Source organism: Rubrimonas cliftonensis (assembly GCF_900107585.1).
Lineage (GTDB): Bacteria > Pseudomonadota > Alphaproteobacteria > Rhodobacterales > Rhodobacteraceae > Rubrimonas > Rubrimonas cliftonensis.
On record NZ_FNQM01000001.1, the window covers coordinates 144,798 to 163,707 of the forward strand.

At 72.0% G+C, this 18,910-nt stretch carries 15 protein-coding genes and 2 pseudogenes; 7 read left to right on the top strand and 10 right to left on the bottom strand.

The genetic code is table 11. The features are described from left to right. Positions 1-60: 60 nt before the first annotated feature. From BLW43_RS24700 to BLW43_RS22780, 6 genes and pseudogenes are all read right to left on the bottom strand, one after another. A pseudogene (locus tag BLW43_RS24700) lies at positions 61-546 on the bottom strand (SDR family NAD(P)-dependent oxidoreductase); the annotation flags it as partial. After that, positions 543-794: a hypothetical protein gene (locus BLW43_RS23855; protein ID WP_217632066.1), complete on the bottom strand. Its 252-nt coding sequence runs from the start codon at positions 792-794 to the stop codon at positions 543-545. The gene BLW43_RS23855 and the pseudogene BLW43_RS24700, both read right to left, overlap by 4 nt. Continuing rightward, positions 748-1,197, bottom strand: a complete 450-nt coding sequence (locus tag BLW43_RS00685) for an ATP-binding cassette domain-containing protein (protein WP_217632067.1) — start codon at positions 1,195-1,197, stop codon at positions 748-750. The genes BLW43_RS23855 and BLW43_RS00685 overlap by 47 nt, the downstream gene beginning before the upstream one ends. Further along, positions 1,194-1,754, bottom strand: a complete 561-nt coding sequence (locus BLW43_RS00690; RefSeq protein WP_217632068.1) for an ABC transporter permease — start codon at positions 1,752-1,754, stop codon at positions 1,194-1,196. The genes BLW43_RS00685 and BLW43_RS00690 overlap by 4 nt, the downstream gene beginning before the upstream one ends. Positions 1,755-1,974: 220 nt before the next feature. Next, positions 1,975-2,970: an ABC transporter substrate-binding protein gene (locus tag BLW43_RS00695; protein WP_093247562.1), complete on the bottom strand. Its 996-nt coding sequence runs from the start codon at positions 2,968-2,970 to the stop codon at positions 1,975-1,977. A gap of 12 nt (positions 2,971-2,982) precedes the next feature. Then, positions 2,983-3,168, bottom strand: a complete 186-nt coding sequence (locus BLW43_RS22780; protein ID WP_139283941.1) for a hypothetical protein — start codon at positions 3,166-3,168, stop codon at positions 2,983-2,985. Between BLW43_RS22780 and BLW43_RS24705 the strand changes: the two genes are divergently transcribed. Continuing rightward, on the top strand, positions 3,167-3,259 hold the full coding sequence (locus tag BLW43_RS24705; RefSeq protein ID WP_425441159.1) for a hypothetical protein: 93 nt from the start codon (positions 3,167-3,169) through the stop codon (positions 3,257-3,259). The two genes, BLW43_RS22780 and BLW43_RS24705, sit on opposite strands and share 2 nt — an antisense overlap. 71 nt (positions 3,260-3,330) lie before the next feature. Next, positions 3,331-3,894, top strand: a pseudogene (locus BLW43_RS24710) (substrate-binding domain-containing protein); the annotation flags it as partial. Between the two features lie 198 nt (positions 3,895-4,092). On the opposite strand, the gene BLW43_RS00705 reads toward BLW43_RS24710, so the two are convergent. Genes BLW43_RS00705 through BLW43_RS00720 form a run of 4 tightly spaced genes read right to left on the bottom strand, consistent with a single transcriptional unit; the run spans position 4,093 to position 8,424 of the window. Further along, positions 4,093-4,887, bottom strand: coding sequence for an FAD binding domain-containing protein (locus BLW43_RS00705; RefSeq protein WP_093247563.1), 795 nt, complete (start codon positions 4,885-4,887; stop codon positions 4,093-4,095). Positions 4,888-4,897: 10 nt separating this feature from the next. Next, positions 4,898-7,282, bottom strand: a complete 2,385-nt coding sequence (locus BLW43_RS00710) for a xanthine dehydrogenase family protein molybdopterin-binding subunit (protein ID WP_245730862.1) — start codon at positions 7,280-7,282, stop codon at positions 4,898-4,900. A 58-nt stretch (positions 7,283-7,340) separates the two neighbouring features. Further along, on the bottom strand, positions 7,341-7,829 hold the full coding sequence (locus BLW43_RS00715; protein WP_093247564.1) for a (2Fe-2S)-binding protein: 489 nt from the start codon (positions 7,827-7,829) through the stop codon (positions 7,341-7,343). Between the two features lie 49 nt (positions 7,830-7,878). Beyond that, the gene (locus BLW43_RS00720) at positions 7,879-8,424 is read right to left on the bottom strand and encodes an SRPBCC family protein (RefSeq protein ID WP_093247565.1); all 546 of its coding nucleotides are present in this window, start codon (positions 8,422-8,424) and stop codon (positions 7,879-7,881) included. Between the two features lie 271 nt (positions 8,425-8,695). Here BLW43_RS00720 and BLW43_RS00725 point away from each other — a divergent pair, with 271 nt between their 5' ends. The 5 genes from BLW43_RS00725 to BLW43_RS00745 all read left to right on the top strand — a co-directional run bounded on the left by BLW43_RS00725 (position 8,696) and on the right by BLW43_RS00745 (position 18,903). Further along, the gene (locus tag BLW43_RS00725) at positions 8,696-9,394 is read left to right on the top strand and encodes a response regulator (RefSeq protein ID WP_093247566.1); all 699 of its coding nucleotides are present in this window, start codon (positions 8,696-8,698) and stop codon (positions 9,392-9,394) included. A gap of 5 nt (positions 9,395-9,399) precedes the next feature. Next, complete coding sequence (locus BLW43_RS00730) at positions 9,400-11,670, top strand: hybrid sensor histidine kinase/response regulator (protein ID WP_093247567.1); 2,271 nt, start codon at positions 9,400-9,402, stop codon at positions 11,668-11,670. Positions 11,671-11,911: 241 nt separating this feature from the next. Next, positions 11,912-15,367 (top strand): transglutaminase family protein, encoded by a 3,456-nt coding sequence (locus BLW43_RS00735; RefSeq protein WP_093247568.1) that lies wholly within the window; start codon positions 11,912-11,914, stop codon positions 15,365-15,367. A 12-nt stretch (positions 15,368-15,379) separates the two neighbouring features. Continuing rightward, positions 15,380-18,022 (top strand): circularly permuted type 2 ATP-grasp protein, encoded by a 2,643-nt coding sequence (locus BLW43_RS00740; RefSeq protein WP_093247569.1) that lies wholly within the window; start codon positions 15,380-15,382, stop codon positions 18,020-18,022. Beyond that, positions 18,019-18,903 (top strand): transglutaminase family protein, encoded by an 885-nt coding sequence (locus BLW43_RS00745; RefSeq protein ID WP_093247570.1) that lies wholly within the window; start codon positions 18,019-18,021, stop codon positions 18,901-18,903. Before BLW43_RS00740 ends, BLW43_RS00745 begins: the two co-directional genes overlap by 4 nt. Positions 18,904-18,910: the final 7 nt, after the last annotated feature.

The window sequence follows — 18,910 nt, forward strand, 5'->3', positions numbered from 1 at the left end:
AAGCACCCAGCCCGGAGCCACCGCGTTCACCGGCAGGCCCAGCGGCCCCAGTTCGCGCGCCCAGGTCTTGATGAGCCCGATCACGGCGTGCTTGGAGGCGACATAGGCCCCGTACAGCGGCTCGGCGACGCGCCCCCAGACCGAAGCGGTGTTGACGATGCGGCCGCCCGCGCCCACCAGCGCCAGCGCCTGCCCGGTGACGACGGCCATGCCGGCCACGCTCACGTCGATGATACGGCGGAACAGCGCCACGGCCTCGGGCGAGGCGTCCTCTGCGGGCGTGATGCGCTCAAGCCCGGCATTGTTCTCCAGGACTTCGAGGCGCGGCATCCCAGCCAGCGCCGCGGCGACGGCTGCCGGGTCGGTCACGTCGGCGACGACACCCGTCGCGCCGACCCTTCGCGCGGCCTCCAGCACCGCCGCAACCTCGGCGAGGGCCGTCACCTCGGCGCCTGCGTCGACGAAGCCGAGCGCGACCGCGAGCCCGATGCCGCGGCTCGCGCCGGTCTCTAGCACGCGCCGCCCCTCCAGCCCATGCGCGCTCATGCGCCGCCCTCCTCGGCGTCGGCGGTCGAGCGCACCAGCGCCAGCAGCTCGTTGCGCAGCGCGAAGAAGTCGGTTCCGCCGCGCAGCTCCAGCGTCCCCTCCGCGCCCAGCCGCGCGCGGAAGCCCACCTCCGCCAGAATGCGCGCGGGGCGGCGCATGAAGACGACGATGCGATCAGCAAGGAACGCGGCCTCGTCGACGTCATGGGCGACGAGTATTATCGTGCTCCCCTCGACGCTCTGGCGCATTCCGCCCGATATGCGATCTGGGAACCTGCTGGCGAAGTCGCTCAGACCGACGAGGCCGAGGAAGTGCGCCGCGCGCGCGCTTCTCGGCCGCCGTCAGGTCGCGGCGATAGAGCATCCCGTAGGCGACGTTGCCGGCCTCGTTCAGCCACGGAAACGCGGAGTAGGACTGGAACACCATGCCGCGCCGCCGGTCGGGCCGCGTCAGCATCTCGCCGCGCAGGCGGATGCGCCGCGCGCTCGGCGCCTCCAGCCCGCCGACCATGCGCATCAGGGTGGTCTTGCCGCAGCCGGAGGGACCGAGAAAGGCGACGAACTCGCCCTCCGCGACCGCGAGATCGAAGCGCGCCATGGCCTCCATCTCGCCATAGCGCTTCTCGACCGCGTCGAAGGCAAGATAGCTCATCGGGTCAGATGCGCGAAGCGGGGCCGGTGCGGCACGCGGATCAGCTGGTCGGTGGCCAGACCGATGAAGCCGATGGCGACGACGCCCGCCATCACCTCCGGCGTCCGGAAGAAGCGCCGCGCCTGCCAGATCACGAAGCCCAGCCCGCTGTTGGCGGCGACGATCTCCGCGATGATGAGGTAGGTCCAGCACCAGCCGAGCGTGATGCGCATGTTGTCCACCAGCGTCGGCGCCATCGCCGGCAGCGACACATCGGTGAGCCGCCGCCACCACGGCGCCTCCACGGTCATCGCGGTCTCGTGGAACTCCACCGGGACGCGCCGCACGTCGTCGGCCACCGGCAGAGCGAGCTGAAAGAAGGCGCCCAGCCACAGCAGGAAGATCTTCGTCTTCTCGCCTACGCCGAACCAGATGATCGAGAGCGGCGGCAGCGCCGGCGCCGGCAGGTAGCGGATGAGGTCGACCACCGGCTCCAGCGCCGCGCCGACCAGCCGGAACGAGCCCATCTTGAGGCCGATGGGCACGGCCATCGCGCCGGCGAGCGCGAAGGCGCCCACACCCTCAGCGTCGGGACGCCGGCGTGGTAGAGCAAATCCCGCCCCGCGATCATCTCGACGAGCGTCGCCAGCACCACGCTCGGCGCCCGCGCCACGCGCGGCCACGGCAGGAACCGGTCCGACGCCACTTCGGCGCGCGCCGCAACCTTCCACGCCGCCAGCAGCGCGAGCGTGCGCGCCGCGCCGACGAGAGCGCCTTGGTCGAGGGCATGGCCGAGCCCTAGCGGGCGTGGCCGACGAAGAGGCCGGTCAGCAGCCCGTTGTCGATTTCATCCTTCGCCGAGAGGACCGTGTCGGCCGCGCCAGAATCGATGTCGAGCTTCATCACCGCGTCGAACACCGGGTGAAGCGTGCCGGTTCCGCCGCCCTCGCCGAGATATGTCGCGTCGTCCTCGTAAGTGGTGTAGGCCATCGAAGTCTCGATGATCTCGCTGACCTCCTCTGCGCTCAGGCCGTAATAGGGCGCGGCGAGGCGCGAGAAATCGTCGGGACTGGCGCGCTGGAAGTCCGCCGCGCGATGGACGCAGCGCAGCAGGCTCTCGAACCTGGCGGGGTTCTCCGCCGGCGCCGCGTCACGGGCGGTGAGGACGTCCACGATGAGGTCGGGCGCGTCGCGCGAGGACACGAGCATCCGCGGCGCGCGGTCGGTCAGGATCGAGACCGCCTGCGACAGGAACGGCTCGCAGGCGTCGACCGCCGCGATGGACGGGTCGGCGAAGACGGCGATGCTGTCGGCGGTCGTGATCTCGCGCAGGTCGACGTCGTTGATCGACAGCCCCGCCTTGGCGAACTCCATCTGAAGCAGCAGCCGCGCGGGGATGTTGGGCTCGATGGCGACCCTCTTGCCGGCGAGGTCGGCGACCATCGAGATCAAGCCGTTGACCAGCACGCCGTCTCCGCCGACCGAGATATCGATGGTCCCGGTGATGATGCCGGGCGTCTCGGGCGCGCGGGGCCGGCCCTGATGTTCGCCGACGGTGCGCATGTCGGCGTCGATGTCGCCACGCTCCATCGCCGCCATGACGTTGGCGCGGTCGTCCTCGAAACGGAAGTCGAGCGTCACGCCCTGCTGCGCGTAGCAGCCGAGATCCTGCGCCAGGAGCGCGGGCGCGAATCCTAGCCATGTCGGCGGCAGCACGCGGATCACGGCGTCCTGCGCCAAGGCTGTGGCCGCGACGGCGAGGCAGGGGGCGGAGAGGGCGAGGCGGCCGATCATCCGGCATGCTCCTCAGTGGCGCCCGATCCCGAAGGTTAATGCATTGGACCCCGCCGGAAGGATGAGAAATCGTCGGCGCATCGCATTGGGAAAACCCGAAGTATCGCCGCCATGCGAAGACGGAGCGACGTCGACCTGCGGCTCCTGCGCGGTGGCCGACTGCAACCGCTTCAAGGGCGCGCAGATCGCGCTGAACATGGCTCAGTCCACGTTCAGCGCCCAACTTGGCGCGCTGGAGGCCAAGCTCGGCTCAAGGCTCCGCGATGTGGGCGGCGCGGCTTCCGGCTGACCACGGCGGGGGAGGTGACCCGCGCCGCCGCGCAGGCGCTTTTCGGCCAGTTCGACCGCTTCGCCGCCGCGATGAACCGCGTCCATGCGCCCCGGACGGCGCGGCTGCGCATCGGCGCCATCGACACGGTCTCGACCTTCGATGCCATCGACCTGCCCGGCGCGCTCGGCCGCTTCGCCGCGGCGCGCCCCGACGTCGTGGTGGAGATGGAGACCGACACGCCGGCGGGGCTGCAGAAGAGCCTGCTCTCCGGCGAGCGCGACGTGATCGTGAGGCCCGCCTTCCAGCCGCTGCCGGGGCTGGCGTATCGCGAACTCGCCTCGGAGGCCCATCACCCATACTGCGGGCGGGACCATCCGTGGTTCGAGCGGCCGGACGCCCAACTGGGGCAGGGCGACTTCTTGAAGGCCGCCTTTTCCGTGCGCAGCCACATGCCTTTTGGCGACACCTATCGCCTCGACCGGGTCACGGCTCGGGCGGTGGTCGGCGGTATGGAGGCGCAGGAGATCCTCGTGCTGTCGGGGGCGTGGCTCGGCTTCCTGCCGGCCCATCGCGGCGCGATGTGGGAGCGGCTGGGCAGGATGCGGGCGCTGAAGCCCAATGACTGGTCGTTCCGCTCGGTGTTCCACGCCGCCCACGACCCAGGCCCCGACGGGGCCTCGCTCAGCAGCGCCTTCGTGGAGGCGCTCGCCGCGGGGGTCCTCCCGCCGCGCTTAGGCCCGGTCGGGGACGCACCCCGCCGGCGAAGCGCGCGGGTGGTGATACGAAAAAGCCGCCACCGATCCTCATCGGCGGCGGCTCGTCAGGCTGTCGGCGGGCAGGCGCCGACCGGATCAGGCGGCTGCGACGGCGCGCTTGGTCATCACCTTCACGAGATGCGCGCGGTAGTCGGGGGCGCCGTGAATGTCCCCGATCATGCCGTCGGCGGCAGGGGCGGCGAGCGTCTCGACCGCCTCGGGCGACCAGTTGGAGGCGAGCGCCGCCTCGGCCTCGGCCCAGCGGAACACGCCGCTCTCCGACGCGCCGGTGACGGCGACGCGCACGCCGCCTTTAAGCTTGGCGGCGTAGACGCCCGTCAGCGCGAAGCGCGAGGCCGGCTGCACGAACTTCGCGTAGGCCGACTTCTCCGGGATCGGGAAGCGCACGCCCGTCACGATCTCGCCTTCCTCCAGCGCGGTGGTGAACATGCCCTGAAAGTAGTCGTCGGCGGCGATCTCGCGGCGATCGGTCAGCACCGTCGCGCCGAGGCCCAGCACCGCGGCCGGGTAGCAGGCCGCGGGGTCGTTGTTGGCCACCGAGCCGCCGATGGTGCCGCGGTTGCGCACCTGCGGGTCGCCGATATGGGCGGCCAGCTTGGCGAGGCCGGGGATGGCCTGCATCACGCCCTCATGCGCGGCGACCGCAGCATGGGTGGTGGCGCCTTTCACGAGCACGCTGTCGGAGCCGGCCTCGATCCCCACAAGATCGGCGATCTTGGTGAGGTCCACCAGGGCGGAGGGCTGGCCTAGGCGCTGCTTCAGCGTCGGGATCAGCGTCTGCCCGCCGGAGATCGGCTGCGCGTCCTCCGCCGAGAGCGCCTTGACGGCGTCGGCGACGGAGGCGGGTTTCACATAGTCGAAGGCGTACATGGTCGGTCCCTCACTCGGCGGCGACGGCGCTGGCGCCGTGGATGGCTTTCCAGACCGCCTGCGGCGTCAGCGGCATGTCGATATGGGTCACGCCGCGCTCGGCGAGCGCGTCGATCACCGCGTTGACGAAGGCGGGCGGCGAACCGATGGCCCCCGCCTCGCCGCAGCCCTTCACGCCCAGCGGGTTGTGGGTGCAGGGCGTGACGCAGGACGAGTCGATGTTGACCATCGGCATGTCGGCGGCCCGCGGCATCGCGTAGTCCATGTAGGAGCCCGCCTGCGGCTGGCCGTCTGCGTCGAATGTGCAGTGCTCCAGCATCGCCTGGCCGATGCCCTGCGCGACGCCGCCGTGGATCTGGCCCTCGACGATCATCGGGTTGACGAGATTGCCGAAATCATCCGCCGCATGGAACGCGCAGACCTTCACGACGCCGGTCTCCGGGTCCACCTCGACCTCGCAGGCGTAGCCGCCGGAGGGGTAGGTGAAGTTCTTGGGGTCGTAGAAGGAGGTCTCCTCCAGCCCAGGCTCGATCTCCTCGATCGGGTACTGGTGGGGGACATAGGCCGCCAGCGCGATCTCGCCGAAGGCTTTCGCCCTGTCGGTGCCGGCCACCTTGAACTGGCCGTCCTCGAAGGTGATGTCGGCTTCAGAGGCTTCCAGAAGATGCGCCGCGATCTTCCTGGCCTTGCTCACGATCTTCTCGACCGACTTGACGATGGCCGAGCCGCCGACCGCCAGCGAACGCGATCCGTAGGTGCCCATGCCGAAGGGCACGCGGTTGGTGTCGCCATGGACGATGTCGATCTGGTCCTCGGGGATGCCCAGCATGTCCGAGACCACCTGCGCGAAGGTCGTCTCGTGGCCCTGGCCGTGGCTGTGCGAGCCGGTGAACACCGAGACCGACCCGGTCGGGTTCACCCGCACCGTCGCGGCCTCGTAGAGCCCGGCGCGGGCGCCGAGCGCGCCGACCAGAGAGGACGGCGCGATGCCGCAAGCCTCGATGTAGTGCGCGAAGCCGAGGCCGCGCAGCTTCCCGCGGGACTTCGCCTCCGCCTTGCGGGCGTCGAAGCCGGCGAGGTCGGCCATCTCCACGACCTTGTCCATCGTCGCGTCGTAGTCGCCGGTGTCATAGACCACCGCGACGGGGGTCTGGTACGGGAACTGGTCGGGCTTGATGAAGTTCTGCTTGCGCAGCGCGATGGGCGAGACGCCGAGTTCGCGCGCCGCCTTGTCGATCACGCGCTCGAGCTGATAGGTCGCCTCGGGCCGGCCCGCGCCGCGATAGGCGTCGACCGGCACGGTGTTGGTGAACACAGCCTTCACGTTCGTGAAGATCAGCGGCGTGCGGTAGTTGCCCGCCAGCAGCGTGCCGTGCAGCCAGGTCGGGATGCAGGGCGCGAAGGTGCTGAGATAGGCGCCCATGTTCGCGTGGGTCAGGCAGCGCAGCGCGGTGAAGTTGTTGTCGGCGTCGAGCGCCAGCTCCACCTTCGTGACGTGGTCCCTACCTTGGGCGTCGGACATGAAGGCTTCCGAGCGCGAAGCCGTCCACTTCACCGGCTTGTTGAGCTTCTTAGCTGCGAAGGTGACGAAGGCTTCCTCGGCGTAGTGGTAGATCTTGGTGCCGAAGCCGCCGCCGACGTCCGGCGCCACCACGCGCAGCTTGTGCTCGGGGATGCCGAGCACGAAGGCGCCCATCAGCAGGCGGATGACGTGGGGGTTCTGCGAGGTGGTGTAGAGCGTGTGCTGGTCGCCCGCGCGGTCATACTCGCCGATGGCGCAGCGCGGCTCCATCGGGTTGGCGACGAGGCGGTTGTTGACCAGCTCCAGCGTGGTGACATGGGCGGCCCTGGCGATCGCCTCGTCCACGGCGGCCTTGTTCTCGGCCACGAACTCCCAGTCGTAGCAGAGGTTGTCCGGCGCCTCGTCATGCACCGCCACGCCGCCCTTCAGCGCCTCGCGCATGTCGATGACCGCGGGCAGCTCCTCGATCTCCAGGTCGATCAGCTCCGCGGCGTCGCGAGCCTGCGCCAGCGTCTCGGCGACCACGACGGCGATCGGGTCGCCGACATGGCGCACCTTGCCCTCGGCGAGGATGGGGTGCTTGGGCTCCTTCATCGGCTCGCCGTTCTTGTCGGTGATGAGCCAGCCGCAGGGCACGCCGCCGACGCCCTCGAAATCCTTCGACGTGAAGACATGCGCGACGCCGGGCGCCGCGGCGGCTGCGCTTGCGTCGAGTTTCGTTATCTTGCCGTGGGCGACCTCGGAGCGCACGAAATGCGCGTAGAGCTGGCCGTGGCGGTTGATGTCGTCGGTGTACTGGCCCTTGCCGGTGAGGAACCGGACGTCTTCCCGCCGCTTGGACGAGGCGCCGATCCCGGTCATCTGCTTGTTCATGCGTTTCCCCTGTCGGCGCCTGCGTCGGCGCTCATCATGTCGGCCGTCGGCAGGCGACTCACTCGGCTGCGATCTTCTCGCCGCGCAGCGTCGCGGCTGCGGCCAGTATCGCCTTGACGATGTTGTGGTAGCCCGTGCAGCGGCAGATGTTGCCCTCGAGCCATTCCCGCACCTCCTGCTCGGAGGGGTCGGCGTTCTTCTGGAGCAGGTCGGCGGCGGACATCACCATGCCCGGCGTGCAGAAGCCGCACTGCAGGCCGTGATGGTCCTGGAACGCCTGCTGGAGCACGCTGAGCGTGCCGTCCGGGGCGGCCATGCCCTCGATCGTGCGGATGTCGGCGCCGTCCACTGCGACGGCGAGCACGGAGCAGGCCTTCACGCTCTCGCCGTTGACGTGCACGACGCAGGCGCCGCACTGCGAGGTGTCGCACCCGACATGCGTTCCGGTCAGTTCGAGCCCCTCGCGCAGGAATTCCACCAGGAGCGTGCGCCCCTCAACCTCGCCGGAGACGGCCTTGCCGTTCACCGTCATCGACACAGACGCCATGTGTTCCGTCCTCCCTGGGATTTCGCCTTGGTGTGGTCGCGCGGGGCCGTCAGCCCATCAGGCGCTTCCAGAAACCCTTCTTCTCGCCTTCCACGCCGGCCGCCGCCTCCGCGGGCGCGCCCGCCTCGCCCTCCGCGGGCGCCTCGGCGCCGCCGGCGCCTTCGACCTGGTCCTTGAAGTTCGTGAAGAACTGGTCGGCCATCTTCTTGGCGAAGCCGTCGATCAGCCGCGCGCCGAGCTGGGCGATCTTGCCGCCGACCTTGGCCTCGGCGCTGTAGGTCAGCTCGGTGCCCTCGGAAACCTCCCTGAGCGCCACGTCGGCGCCGCCCTTGGCGAAGCCCGCCGCGCCGCCCTTGCCCTCACCGGAGATCGTGTAGCCCTCGGGCGGGTTCATGTTCGTGAGCTCGATCGCGCCGTTGAACGTCGCGGAGACGGGGCCGACCTTTTGCTTCACGACGGCCTCGAACGACGTGTCCGACGTCTTTTCGAGCGACTGGCACCCCGGGATGCAAGCCCTGAGGGTCTCGGGGTCGTTCAGCGCGGCCCAGACGGTCGCGCGGTCCGCCGCAATGATCTGGCTTCCCTCGAGTTTCATGGACGAAGCACCCCTCCCGTCATTCGGCGCCTCGATTTTCCGGGCGCCTTTGTTACTGGGGACGATAGGCGTGACGCTCAGTGATTTCCACACCTTGCGCAAGCGTCAAAATCGCCCACGGCGCGGCGCGCGTCGCCATCCGGTTCGACATCGTTGCGTTTTCATCTTGGCGCGGGGCCGGCGCAGTGGTTGAATAAGACTAAAGGGTTAACGGCCCGCGCAGGCGCGTAAACGAGGGGGGCTGACGCATGGTCACGACTCTGGGCGACGCATGGATGTGAGCGGAACGGCGCGTGGCGCAACCGCGACGCTGGCGCAGAGCGCGCTGGTCGTTGACGACCATCCGCTGTTCTGCGAGGCGCTGTCGCTCGCCCTCAAGGGTGGTCTGGGCCTCAAGCAGGTCGTCACGGCGCATACGCTCGGCGCGGCGCTCGACATGATTTCCGGGGGGCTGGAGATCGACGCGGTGGCGCTCGACCTCAATCTTCCCGACGTCAGCGGCGTGGACGGGCTGCTGCGCCTGAAGGCGGCGACACCCCGCACCCCGGTCGTCGTGGTCTCCGCGATGAGCGACGCGCGGATCGTGGCGCAGGTCATGCGCGCGGGCGCGGCGGGATTCGTGCCCAAGAACGCGCCCAGCACCGAACTGGTCTCGGCGATGCGCCTCGTGCTCGACGGAGAACTCTATGTGCCGCCGGGCATGGTCCTGCCGCGGCAGGGAAGCGGCTCGGAGCCGGACCCTGCCGACGCGGCGGAGCGGCTGGGCGACCTGACGCCCCAGCAGCTTCGCATCCTGGGCCTCGTCTGCGAAGGCAAGCTCAACAAGCAGATCGCCTTCGACCTCGACATCGCCGAGACCACCGTGAAAGCGCACATCACGGCGATCCTGCGCAAGCTCGGCGTGCAGAGCCGCACCCAGGCGGTGCTGGTTGCGCGGAAGGTCAGCTTTTCCGACATCCTGCGGGACTGACGCCGATGCCCGAGAAACTCAAGGTAAGCTTTTTCGGCCCGGGTGAGGGCGGTGGCGCCTCGCCGGAGATCGGCCTCGACGCGGCCCTCTCCGACAACGAGCGGCTGCGCCGGGCGAACGACGCGCTGCGCGAGCGCATGGAGCGGCAGGCGGCGCACGGCCTTGACGGGGCCCAGCGCGCGACAGACGCCGGCGAGGCGCAGCTCTTGGCGCGTCGGCAGGCTCAGGCGGCGCTCGACGTCTGCGCCGACGGACTCGCGCTTTTTTCGGAGGACGGGCGGCTCACGCTTTACAATACCAGGTTGCAGGCGATGTTGCCCGACGCGGGCGCGCGGATCACCGCGGGCCAGCGGCTCGATGACGCCGCGCGTGCGCTGTGCGGCTCGTCCGCGCTGGCGCTGGAGCCCGACTCCCGATCGGCGCTCGCCGCCGCGCTCTCCGGCTCGGAGCAGTCGGCGCGCACGGCGCCGCTGACGGACGGGCGCTGGGTCGAATTCACGCTCAGGCGCGCTGCCGGCGGCCCCTTCGCCCTCGTCGTTTCCGACGTCACTGCGCTGGTCGCGCGCGGGGCCGCCGCCCTGCAGGACGGCGAGGGCGGTGTCGGCGGCTGGCCGGATCGGGCGCTCGACCGGCTGCGCATCGGGTTGGCCGCCTTCGATGAGGACGGAGCGCTGGCGCGCTGCAACGGCCCGTTCCGCGCCCTGCTCGGGCTTGGCCTCGCCGCGGCGCAGCCGGGCGCGCCCATGGTCGCGCTGATCGCCGACGCGACCGGCGTCGGGCCGGCCGCCGGGGGGGCGGCTGGGCCGGCTGGGCCGGCGACTGGACGGGTCGCCGGCGCGCTGGCGGAGTGGCTGCGCGGGCCGCGCCCGCGCCCGCCGCTCTCGACGGATCTCAGGGCGCGCGACGGCCGCGTGCTGCGCGTGAACTGCCACGACGGCGAAGGCGACGGCGTCTCCATGACCCTCGCCGACATCACCGAGGATCGCGAGAGCGCCGAGGAACTCGAACGCGCCCGGCGCACGCTCGAGAGCCGCGTGGTGGAGCGGACCGCCGCGCTGACCGACCTCAACGACCGGCTGGTGCAGGAGGTTGCCGAACGCCGCGCCATCGAGAGCGAGATGCGCCGCGCCCGCGACGCCGCGGAGGCCGCCAACCTCTCCAAGACGCGTTTTCTCGCCGCCGCGAGCCACGACCTGCTCCAGCCGCTGAACGCCGCGAAGCTCTTCCTCTCCGCCCTCGCCGCGAGCCGGCTCTCGCCCGAGGCGTCGGAGACCGTGGCGCGGGTCGAGAGCGCCTTCGGCTCGGTCGAGGCGCTGCTGAACGCGCTGCTCGACATCTCCAAGCTGGACGCGGGCGGCGGCGAGGCGCACATCGCCGACTTCCCGGTGGCGCGCGTGCTGAAGCCCGTGGCGGAGGAGTTCGGCCCCGTGGCGGCCGCGCGCGGCCTGAAGCTGTCGGTCGCGCCGTGCTCGGCGATCGTGCGGAGCGACCCGCACTATCTCAGGCGGATCGTGCAGAACCTCGTCAGCAACGCGCTCAAGTACACCATCCGCGGCGGCGTTGTTCTGGGCTGCCGGCGCCGGGGCGAGACGCTGCGCATCGAGGTCTGGGACAGCGGCGTGGGCGTGCCGCCGTCGGAGCGGCGCCGCGTGTTCGAGGAGTTCCATCGCATCGACGCCGCCAACCCGCGCGGCGAGCGCGGCATGGGGCTGGGGCTGGCGATCGTCGACCGCGCCTCGCGGCTGCTGGGCCACCGCGTCGACGTGCGGTCGCAGCCGGGCGTCGGCTCCGTGTTCTCTGTGACGGCGCCGCTCGGCTGCGCGGGCGCGGCGCGCGCCGCGCGCGAGGCGGGCGAGACCGACGCGCCGCATTTCGGCGACGCGCGCGGGATGATCGCGCTGGTGCTAGACGACGACGACGCCGTGCGCGGCGCCACCTCGGCGCTGCTGGCGCGCTGGGGCGTCGACGCGATGGAGGCCGCGACGGCGGGGCAGGCGGTCTCGGCCGTGCGCCAGCTCGGCATGTCGCCGGACGTGATGCTGCTCGACTACCACCTCGGCGACGGGCTGACCGGGCTTCAGGCGCTGCGGCGGCTGCGCGAGGAGACCGGGGTGGAGGCCCCCGCCGTCATCATCACCGCCGACCGCTCGCGCGCGCTCGAGGCCGCGGCGGCGGAGGCGGGGGCGGAGGTGCTCACCAAGCCGGTGGCGCCTGCGAAGCTGCGCGCGCTTCTGCAATGGAGCCGCGCCGCCGCCGACGGCGCGCTCGGCGCCTAGCCGCGCGCCTCGTCGCCTGTCAATCAAGGCGAATTCGCCGCGCGCGGGGCGTCGCCGGGCTGCGGCCTCCACGCCGGCGCCGCGGCGGGGTCGGCGGGAGCGCTCGCGGCGCCGCATGCGCGAGGACCGCTGGACGCCCGCGCCGGTCGATGGTTAACATCCTGCCTCCGGGGCGGTTCGCCCGGCGCCGGCGATCTCCGACGCGCCGTCGAGCCGGCCGCTCAACCCGCGCGAGGCCCCGATGACGCTTCAGGTCGCACTCACCCACCGGACACGCTACGACTACGACCGCCCGGTGTACCTCTATCCGCAGGTGGTCCGCCTGCGGCCGGCGCCCCACGCCCGCACCCCGGTGCTGAGCTACAGCCTGCGCGTCAGCCCCGAGAAGGGCCGCTTCACCAACTGGCAGCAGGATCCGTTCGGCAACTGGCAGGCGCGGCTGGTGTTCCCCGAGAAGGTGAGCCACTTCCACGTCGACGTCGACCTCGTCGCCGAGATGCTCGCCATCAATCCCTTCGACTTCTTCATCGAGGAGGAGGCGCGCACGCCCACCTTCCGCTACGAGGCGGTGCTGAAGAAGGATCTCGCGCCCTATCTGGAGACCTTCGAGCCCGGCCCGCTGCTGGCGAAGCTGATCGCCGAGACGCGGCCGACCGAGAGCGACGACACCCTGAACTGGGTGGTGGCGCTGAACCAGAAGCTGCGCACGCTGGTCGACTACCTCATCCGCATGGAGCCGGGCGTGCAGACGCCTGAGGAGACGCTGAAGAAGGCGTCGGGAAGCTGCCGCGACAGCGCATGGCTGCTCTGTCACCTGCTGCGCCACCACGGCTTCGCCGCGCGGTTCGTCTCGGGCTACCTGATCCAGCTCACCGCCGACCTCTCGCCCATCGACGGCGGCGCGGCGGGGCCGACCGCGGATTTCACCGACCTGCACGCCTGGGCGGAGGTGTTCCTGCCCGGCGCCGGCTGGGTGGGGCTCGACGCGACTTCCGGCCTGCTGACGGCGGAGGGCCACATCCCTCTCGCCGCCACGCCCGAGCCGGCCTCTGCGGCGGCGATCTCTGGCGGCGTCGAGAATTGCGAGGTCGAGTTCCACTTCGAGATGAAGGTCGAGCGCATCCTCGAGACGCCCCGCGTCTCGGCGCCCTACACCGTCGCCCAGTGGTCGGCGATGGACGCCGCCGGCAAGGCGATCGACCGGCGGCTGGAGGCCGGCGACGTGCGGCTGACGGTCGGCGGCGAGCCGACCTTCCTCGCCGCCTACGACCGCGACGGCGACGAGTGGAACACCGCCGCCGTCGGCCCCACCAAGCGCGGCTTCGCCGACCGGCTGATCCGCCGCCTGCGCGAGCGCTTCGCCCCCGGCGGGCTGCTGCATTACGGCCAGGGCAAGTGGTACCCCGGCGAGCAGCTGCCGCGCTGGGCGTTCTCGCTCTACTGGCGGACGGACGCGCAGCCGCTCTGGCTCAACCCCGAACTCGTCGCGCCCGAGGCCGACAAGGGCGCCACTGTCGAGGGCGCGGAGCGTTTCGCCGTCCGGCTGGCCGAGCAGCTCGGCGTCGGCGGCGACTATGTCCAGGCCGCCTATGAGGACGCCGCCGCCTTCCTGCGGCAGGAGGCCGGCCTGCCGATCAACGTCACGACGGAGGACAACAGGCTCGAAGACCCGCAGGAGCGCGCCCGGCTCGCGCGCGTGTTCGGCGAGGGGCTCGGCAAGCCCAAGGCCTTCATCCTGCCGATCCAGGCGGCGCAGGCGCAGCCGGCGACGCGGGGGCGGCGCTTCCAGTGGCTGTCGGAGATCTGGGCGGTGCGGCTCAAGCGGCTGGTGCTGGCGCCGGGCGACAGCCCCGCCGGCTTCCGCCTGCCGCTCAACACGCTGCCGTGGATAGACGAGGAGCTGTATCCGCTGATCCTGCCGACCGACGCCTTCTCCGCCGAGGCGCAGCGGCCGCTCTTCGCCCGGCCCGAGCGGACGCTGGTGCTGCAGGGGCAGGGGGCGCCCGCCGGCGCGCTGGCGACGCCCGCCGTCGAGGGCTCGCAGACCGAGGACTACGAGGCGTTCTGGACGCGGCTCAAGACGATGGCCGAGCGTCGCCGCGGGCGCGAGCGGACGGGAGCCGGCCTCGGGCCCGTGGCCCCGGGGGAGCCCTTCCTCGGCGGCGGCCTTTCGGTGCGCACCGCGCTGACGGTGGAGCCGCGGGGCGGCGTCCTCTGCGTGTTCCTGCCGCCCGTGCGCGACGCCGAGGAATATGTCGACCTGATCTCGGCGGTCGAGGACGTCGCCGCCGAGCTTGGCCAGCCCGTCCATGTCGAGGGCTACCCGCCGCCGCGCGACGCGCGCCTGCGCGAGATCAAGGTCACGCCCGACCCCGGCGTGATCGAGGTCAACATCCAGCCCTCGGCGAGCTGGGAGGAGCAGGTCCACATCACCGAGACGGTGTACGAGGAGGCGCGCCAGCTCGGGCTCGACAGCTCCACCTTCGAGCTTGACGGCCGCCCCGCCGGCACCGGCGGCGGCAACCACGTCGTGATGGGCGGCGCCAGCCCGCCCGACAGCCCGTTCCTGCGCCGGCCCGACATGCTGGCCTCGATCATCCGCTACTGGCAGCGCCACCCGTCGCTCAGCTACCTGTTCTCGGGGCTGTTCATCGGCCCGACGAGCCAGGCGCCGCGCATCGACGAGGCGCGCGACGACCAGCTTTTCGAGATGGAGATCGCGCTCCAGCAGGTTCCCGACCCGGCCTCCGGCGTCGGCTGCCCGCCCTGGCTGGTGGACCGCATCTTCCGCCATCTGCTCGTGGACAGCACCGGCAACACCCACCGCGCCGAGATCTGCATCGACAAGCTCTATTCGCCGGACGGCCCCACCGGGCGGCTCGGCCTCGTGGAGTTCCGCGCCTTCGAGATGCCGCCGCATCCGCGCATGTCGCTCGCCCAGCAGCTCGTGCTGCGGGCGCTGATCGCGTGGTTCTGGGAGCGGCCCTTCACCCAGCCGCTGACCCCGCACCGCGGGCGCCTTCGCGACTTCTACATGCTGCCCCATGGCGTGTGGTCGGACTTCGAGGAGGTGCTGGCCGACCTCGCCGCCGCCGGCTTCCCGCTGGAGCCGGCGTGGTTCGTCCCGCATTTCGAGTTCCGCTTCCCGGTGGCGGGGAGCTTCTCGCAGGCGGGCGTCGAGGTCGAGCTGCGCACCGCGCTGGAGCCCTGGCACGTCCTGGGCGAGGAGGCCGCGGTCGGCGGCACGGCGCGCTACGTCGACAGTTCGCTGGAGCGGCTTCAGGTGCGCGTGAATGGCGATCTCGGCGACCGCTACGCGGTTGCGTGCAACGGCTGGACGCTGCCGCTGACCGAGGCGACCGGCCCGCATGACCGCGTGGCCGGCGTGCGCTTCCGGGCGTGGTTGCCGCCGTCCTGCCTGCACCCTACCATCGGTGTGCATTCCCCGTTAACCATCGAGGTCTACGACCTCGCGCAGGGAAGGGCGCTGGGCGGGGCGACGCACCATGTCATGCATCCGGGCGGGCGGGCCTACGAGACCCGGCCGATCAATGCGCTGGAGGCGCAGGGGAGACGGCTCGGGCGCTTCCAGGCCATGGGTCACACGCCCGGCCGCGCCGCGCCGAGGACGCCCCGCATGGTCGCCGACGCTGACGGGCGCCCGGGCTGCACCCTCGACCTTCGGCTTCAGCGTTAGGAACACGCTTCGATGAACGCGGATTTCTCCGCTGCGGCGGCGTCGAAGGCGGCGGAGCGGCGCGGCGGCGCCGGCTATGTCCAGCGCGCCGGCGTCCATGACGAGATGGTGGACGCCGCCGGCGTCGTCCGCCCCGCCTGGCGCGGGCTCGTCTCGGCCTGGATCGAGGCGGGGCCGGAGGGCCGCGGCCAGATCGGGCGTGACGCCCGCCGCGCGCTGGAGGAGGCTGGCCTCTCGTTCAACCCCTATCTCGACACCGGGCCGGGCGCCGCGCGCTCGGGCGTCGCGGCGCCGTGGCGGTTCGATCATTTCCCGCTGGCGATCTCGGCCGAGGAATGGGCGCGGCTCGCCGCCGGCGTCGCCCAGCGCACCCGGATGGCGGAAAAGGTTCTCGCCGACATCTACGGCCGGCAGTCGCTGTTCACCTCCGGCGCGCTGGCGCCGGCGGCGGTGCTGGGCGGCGGCGGCTACATGCGCGCCGCCGCGCTGTGGGACCGTCCGCCGAAGCGCTGGCTGCTGCGCTCGGCGGTGGACGTGGCGCGCACCGCATCCGGAGAATGGGTGGTGCTCGACGACGCCTTCGACCGGCCCGAGGGCGTGGGCTGGGCGCTCGCAAACCGTGTCGCGCTGGGACAGGCGGCGTCGGAGATGTTCGTCTCCAGCGGCGCGAGGCGGCTCGCGCGCTGGTTCGACGCCCTGCGCGAGGCGCTGGAGCGCGACGCGGCGGCCGAGGGGCGCATGGCCTGCGTCACCCCCGGCCCGAGCGATCCGGCCTATTTCAGCTACGCCTACCTCGCGCGGTATCTCGGGCTGACGCTGGTCGAGCCGGGCGATCTCGCCGCCCGCGACGGCGAGGCCCATGTCAAGACGCTGGAGGGCCTGCGACGCGTCGACGTGATGCTGCGCGGCGCGTCTTCGGCGGGGATCGATCCGCTCTATGCGCCGGGCAGGGCGGGGCACTCGGTCGGCCCGCCGGGGCTGTTGCGCGCCGCGCGGCTCGGGCGGGTCAGCATCGTGAACGCCATCGGCGCGGGCGCCGTCGACGGCCGGGTGCTGGCGCCGTTTTCGGCGCAGCTCATCCGCGACCTGCTCGGCGAGGAGCCGATCCTCGCCGAAGCCGAGAGCCTTTGGCTCGGCGATCCCGTCGCGCGCGCGCGCTATCTCGATGACCCGCACGGCTGGCGCGTCACCGAGACCGCCGCCGTCAGCCGGCCGGGTTCGGGCGTGGAGGATGCGCTCGCCGGCCTCGAACGTCCGGGGCTGGAGCGCAAGCTCGCCCGCGAGGGCTGGCGCTACGTCGCCCGCGCGCCGGTGCGCACCGGGCTCGCGCCCTGCGCGCAGGCCGGCGGCGCCGCAGACGCCCTGTCCGGCGGCGAATTGACCGGCGCGCCCTTCGCGATGCGCCTCTTCGTGCTGGCCGGGCCCGAGGGCGCGCAGGTGATGCCGGGCGGGCTCGCCTTCAGCGCGCCCGAGGGGCCGCTCGACGCGCTGCCGTGGCGCGGCGCCTCCAAGGATGTCTGGGTGGTGGACGCGGCGCCCGGCGGCGCCGGGCTCGCGCTCGGCGGCGAGCCGGCGGCCACTTCGCGGCTCGGCGAGCGCCGGCGCGTCGCCCATCTCCAGCGCACCGGGCGCGACCTGCTGAGCCGCGTCGCGGACGACCTGTTCTGGCTCGGCCGCTACGGCGAGCGGGCGGACCTGACGCTACGCGTGCTCAAGATCGTCATCGAGCGCATGATCGACGCGCCCCGCCGCGCCGAGGAGCCCGCGCTGCTCGCACGCCTTCTCGCGCTGCGCATGGACGCGCCGCCCGCCGACGCCGCGCCGGAGCCTGCGCCCGACGTCGCCGAGCTGCGCCTGCGCATCATGCGCCTCGCCGTCGACCCCGAGCTGCCCGAAAGCGCCACCCGCGCCGTCGAGGCGATCTACTGGAACGCCAATCGCGCGCGCGCGCATCTCTCGCGCGACGCCTGGCGCGACGTCGGCGCGCTGCACGCCGCGCCGCTCTGGCGCATGGCGCCCGACCCGGCGCGCGCGCTCTCCATCGGCGGGCGCATCGAGGACGCCATCCGCAGCCTCGCCGCCTTCGCCGGGGCGAGCCACGAGAACATGACCCGCAACTTCGCCTGGCGCTTCCTCGAACTCGGCCGCCGGCTCCAGCGCGGCATGCATGTGGCGCAGATGTTCCGCGCGCTCGCCGCGACGCCCGACGACGACGAGCCGACGACGCTCTATGCGCTGCTGCTGCTCTGCGACAGCTTCTTCGCCTATCGCTCGCGCTACCTCACCACGCCCGAGGCCGTTCCGGCGATCGACCTGCTGATTCTCGACGAGGCCAACCCCCGCAGCCTCGCCTACCAGGTGGCGCAAGCCGAGGCCGTGCTGGGGGCGCTGCCGCGCGCGACGCCCTACCGCAACCCCGAGCATCGCAAGGCGCTGCGTCTGCTGACCGATCTGCGCGTCGCCGAGGCCCCCGCGCTCGGCGAGGTCGACGCGACGGGCCGCCGCGCCGCGCTGCTCGGGCTCGTGGACGACGCCGAGGAGGCGCTGCTCGCGATCGCCGAACTCGTGACCAACGCGTATTTCGCCCATGCCGAACCGGCGCTGACCGAGGTCTCGGCCATGCGCTTCGAGCCGCCGAAGGAGCCGGGCGCATGATCTATTCGGTGCGGCACAAGACGATCTACCGCTACGCCGACCCGGTGACGCTCTCCTCCCACCGCCTGCGGCTCAGCCCGCGCACGACGCCGCGCCAGAGCGTGCGGCGCTTCCGGCTCGAGATAAGCCCGGCGAGCCACACCCTCGTCGCCGAACGCGACCCTTTCGGCAACGCCGCTCATCTGCTGGAGATCCGCGAGAGCCACGCAGCGCTCTCCATCGAGGCCCGTTCGGTCGTGGAGGTGCAGGCGGAGGAGCCCGAGCTCGGCTTCACGCCCTGGGAGGCCGCCGTCGCCGCCGCCCGCGCGCCCGAAGGGCCGAATGCGCTCGCCGCGAGCGGCTTCGCGTTTCCCTCGCACTACACCGGCGCGGACGACGCGCTTGAGGACTTCGCGCGCGAGAGCTTCGCCCCAGGCCGTCCGGTGCTGGAGGCCGCGCGCGACCTGACGGCGCGCATCTTTCGCGATTTCGCCTACGACCCGGCCGCCACCGACGCCGCGACCACCGCGAAGGAGAGCTGCGCCGCCCGCGCCGGCGTGTGTCAGGACTTCGCGCATGTGTTCCTCGCCGGCTGCCGGGCGCTCGGCGTGCCCGCGCGCTACGTCTCGGGCTACCTGCTGACGCGCCCGCCGGAAGGGCAGGAGAAGCTGGTCGGGGCCGACGCCAGCCACGCCTGGGTCTCGGTCTGGTGCCCGGTGGCGGGCTGGGTGGACTTCGATCCGACCAACGACTGCATCCCAGGCCTTGAGCACGTCACCTGCGCCTGGGGGCGCGACTATGGCGACGTCGGGCCGGTCACGGGCGTCGTGCTCGGCGGCGGCGGCCACACGCTGGAGGTGGCGGTGGACGTCTCCCCGGTCGCCGAACCCGCCATCGGCTGAGCCGCGG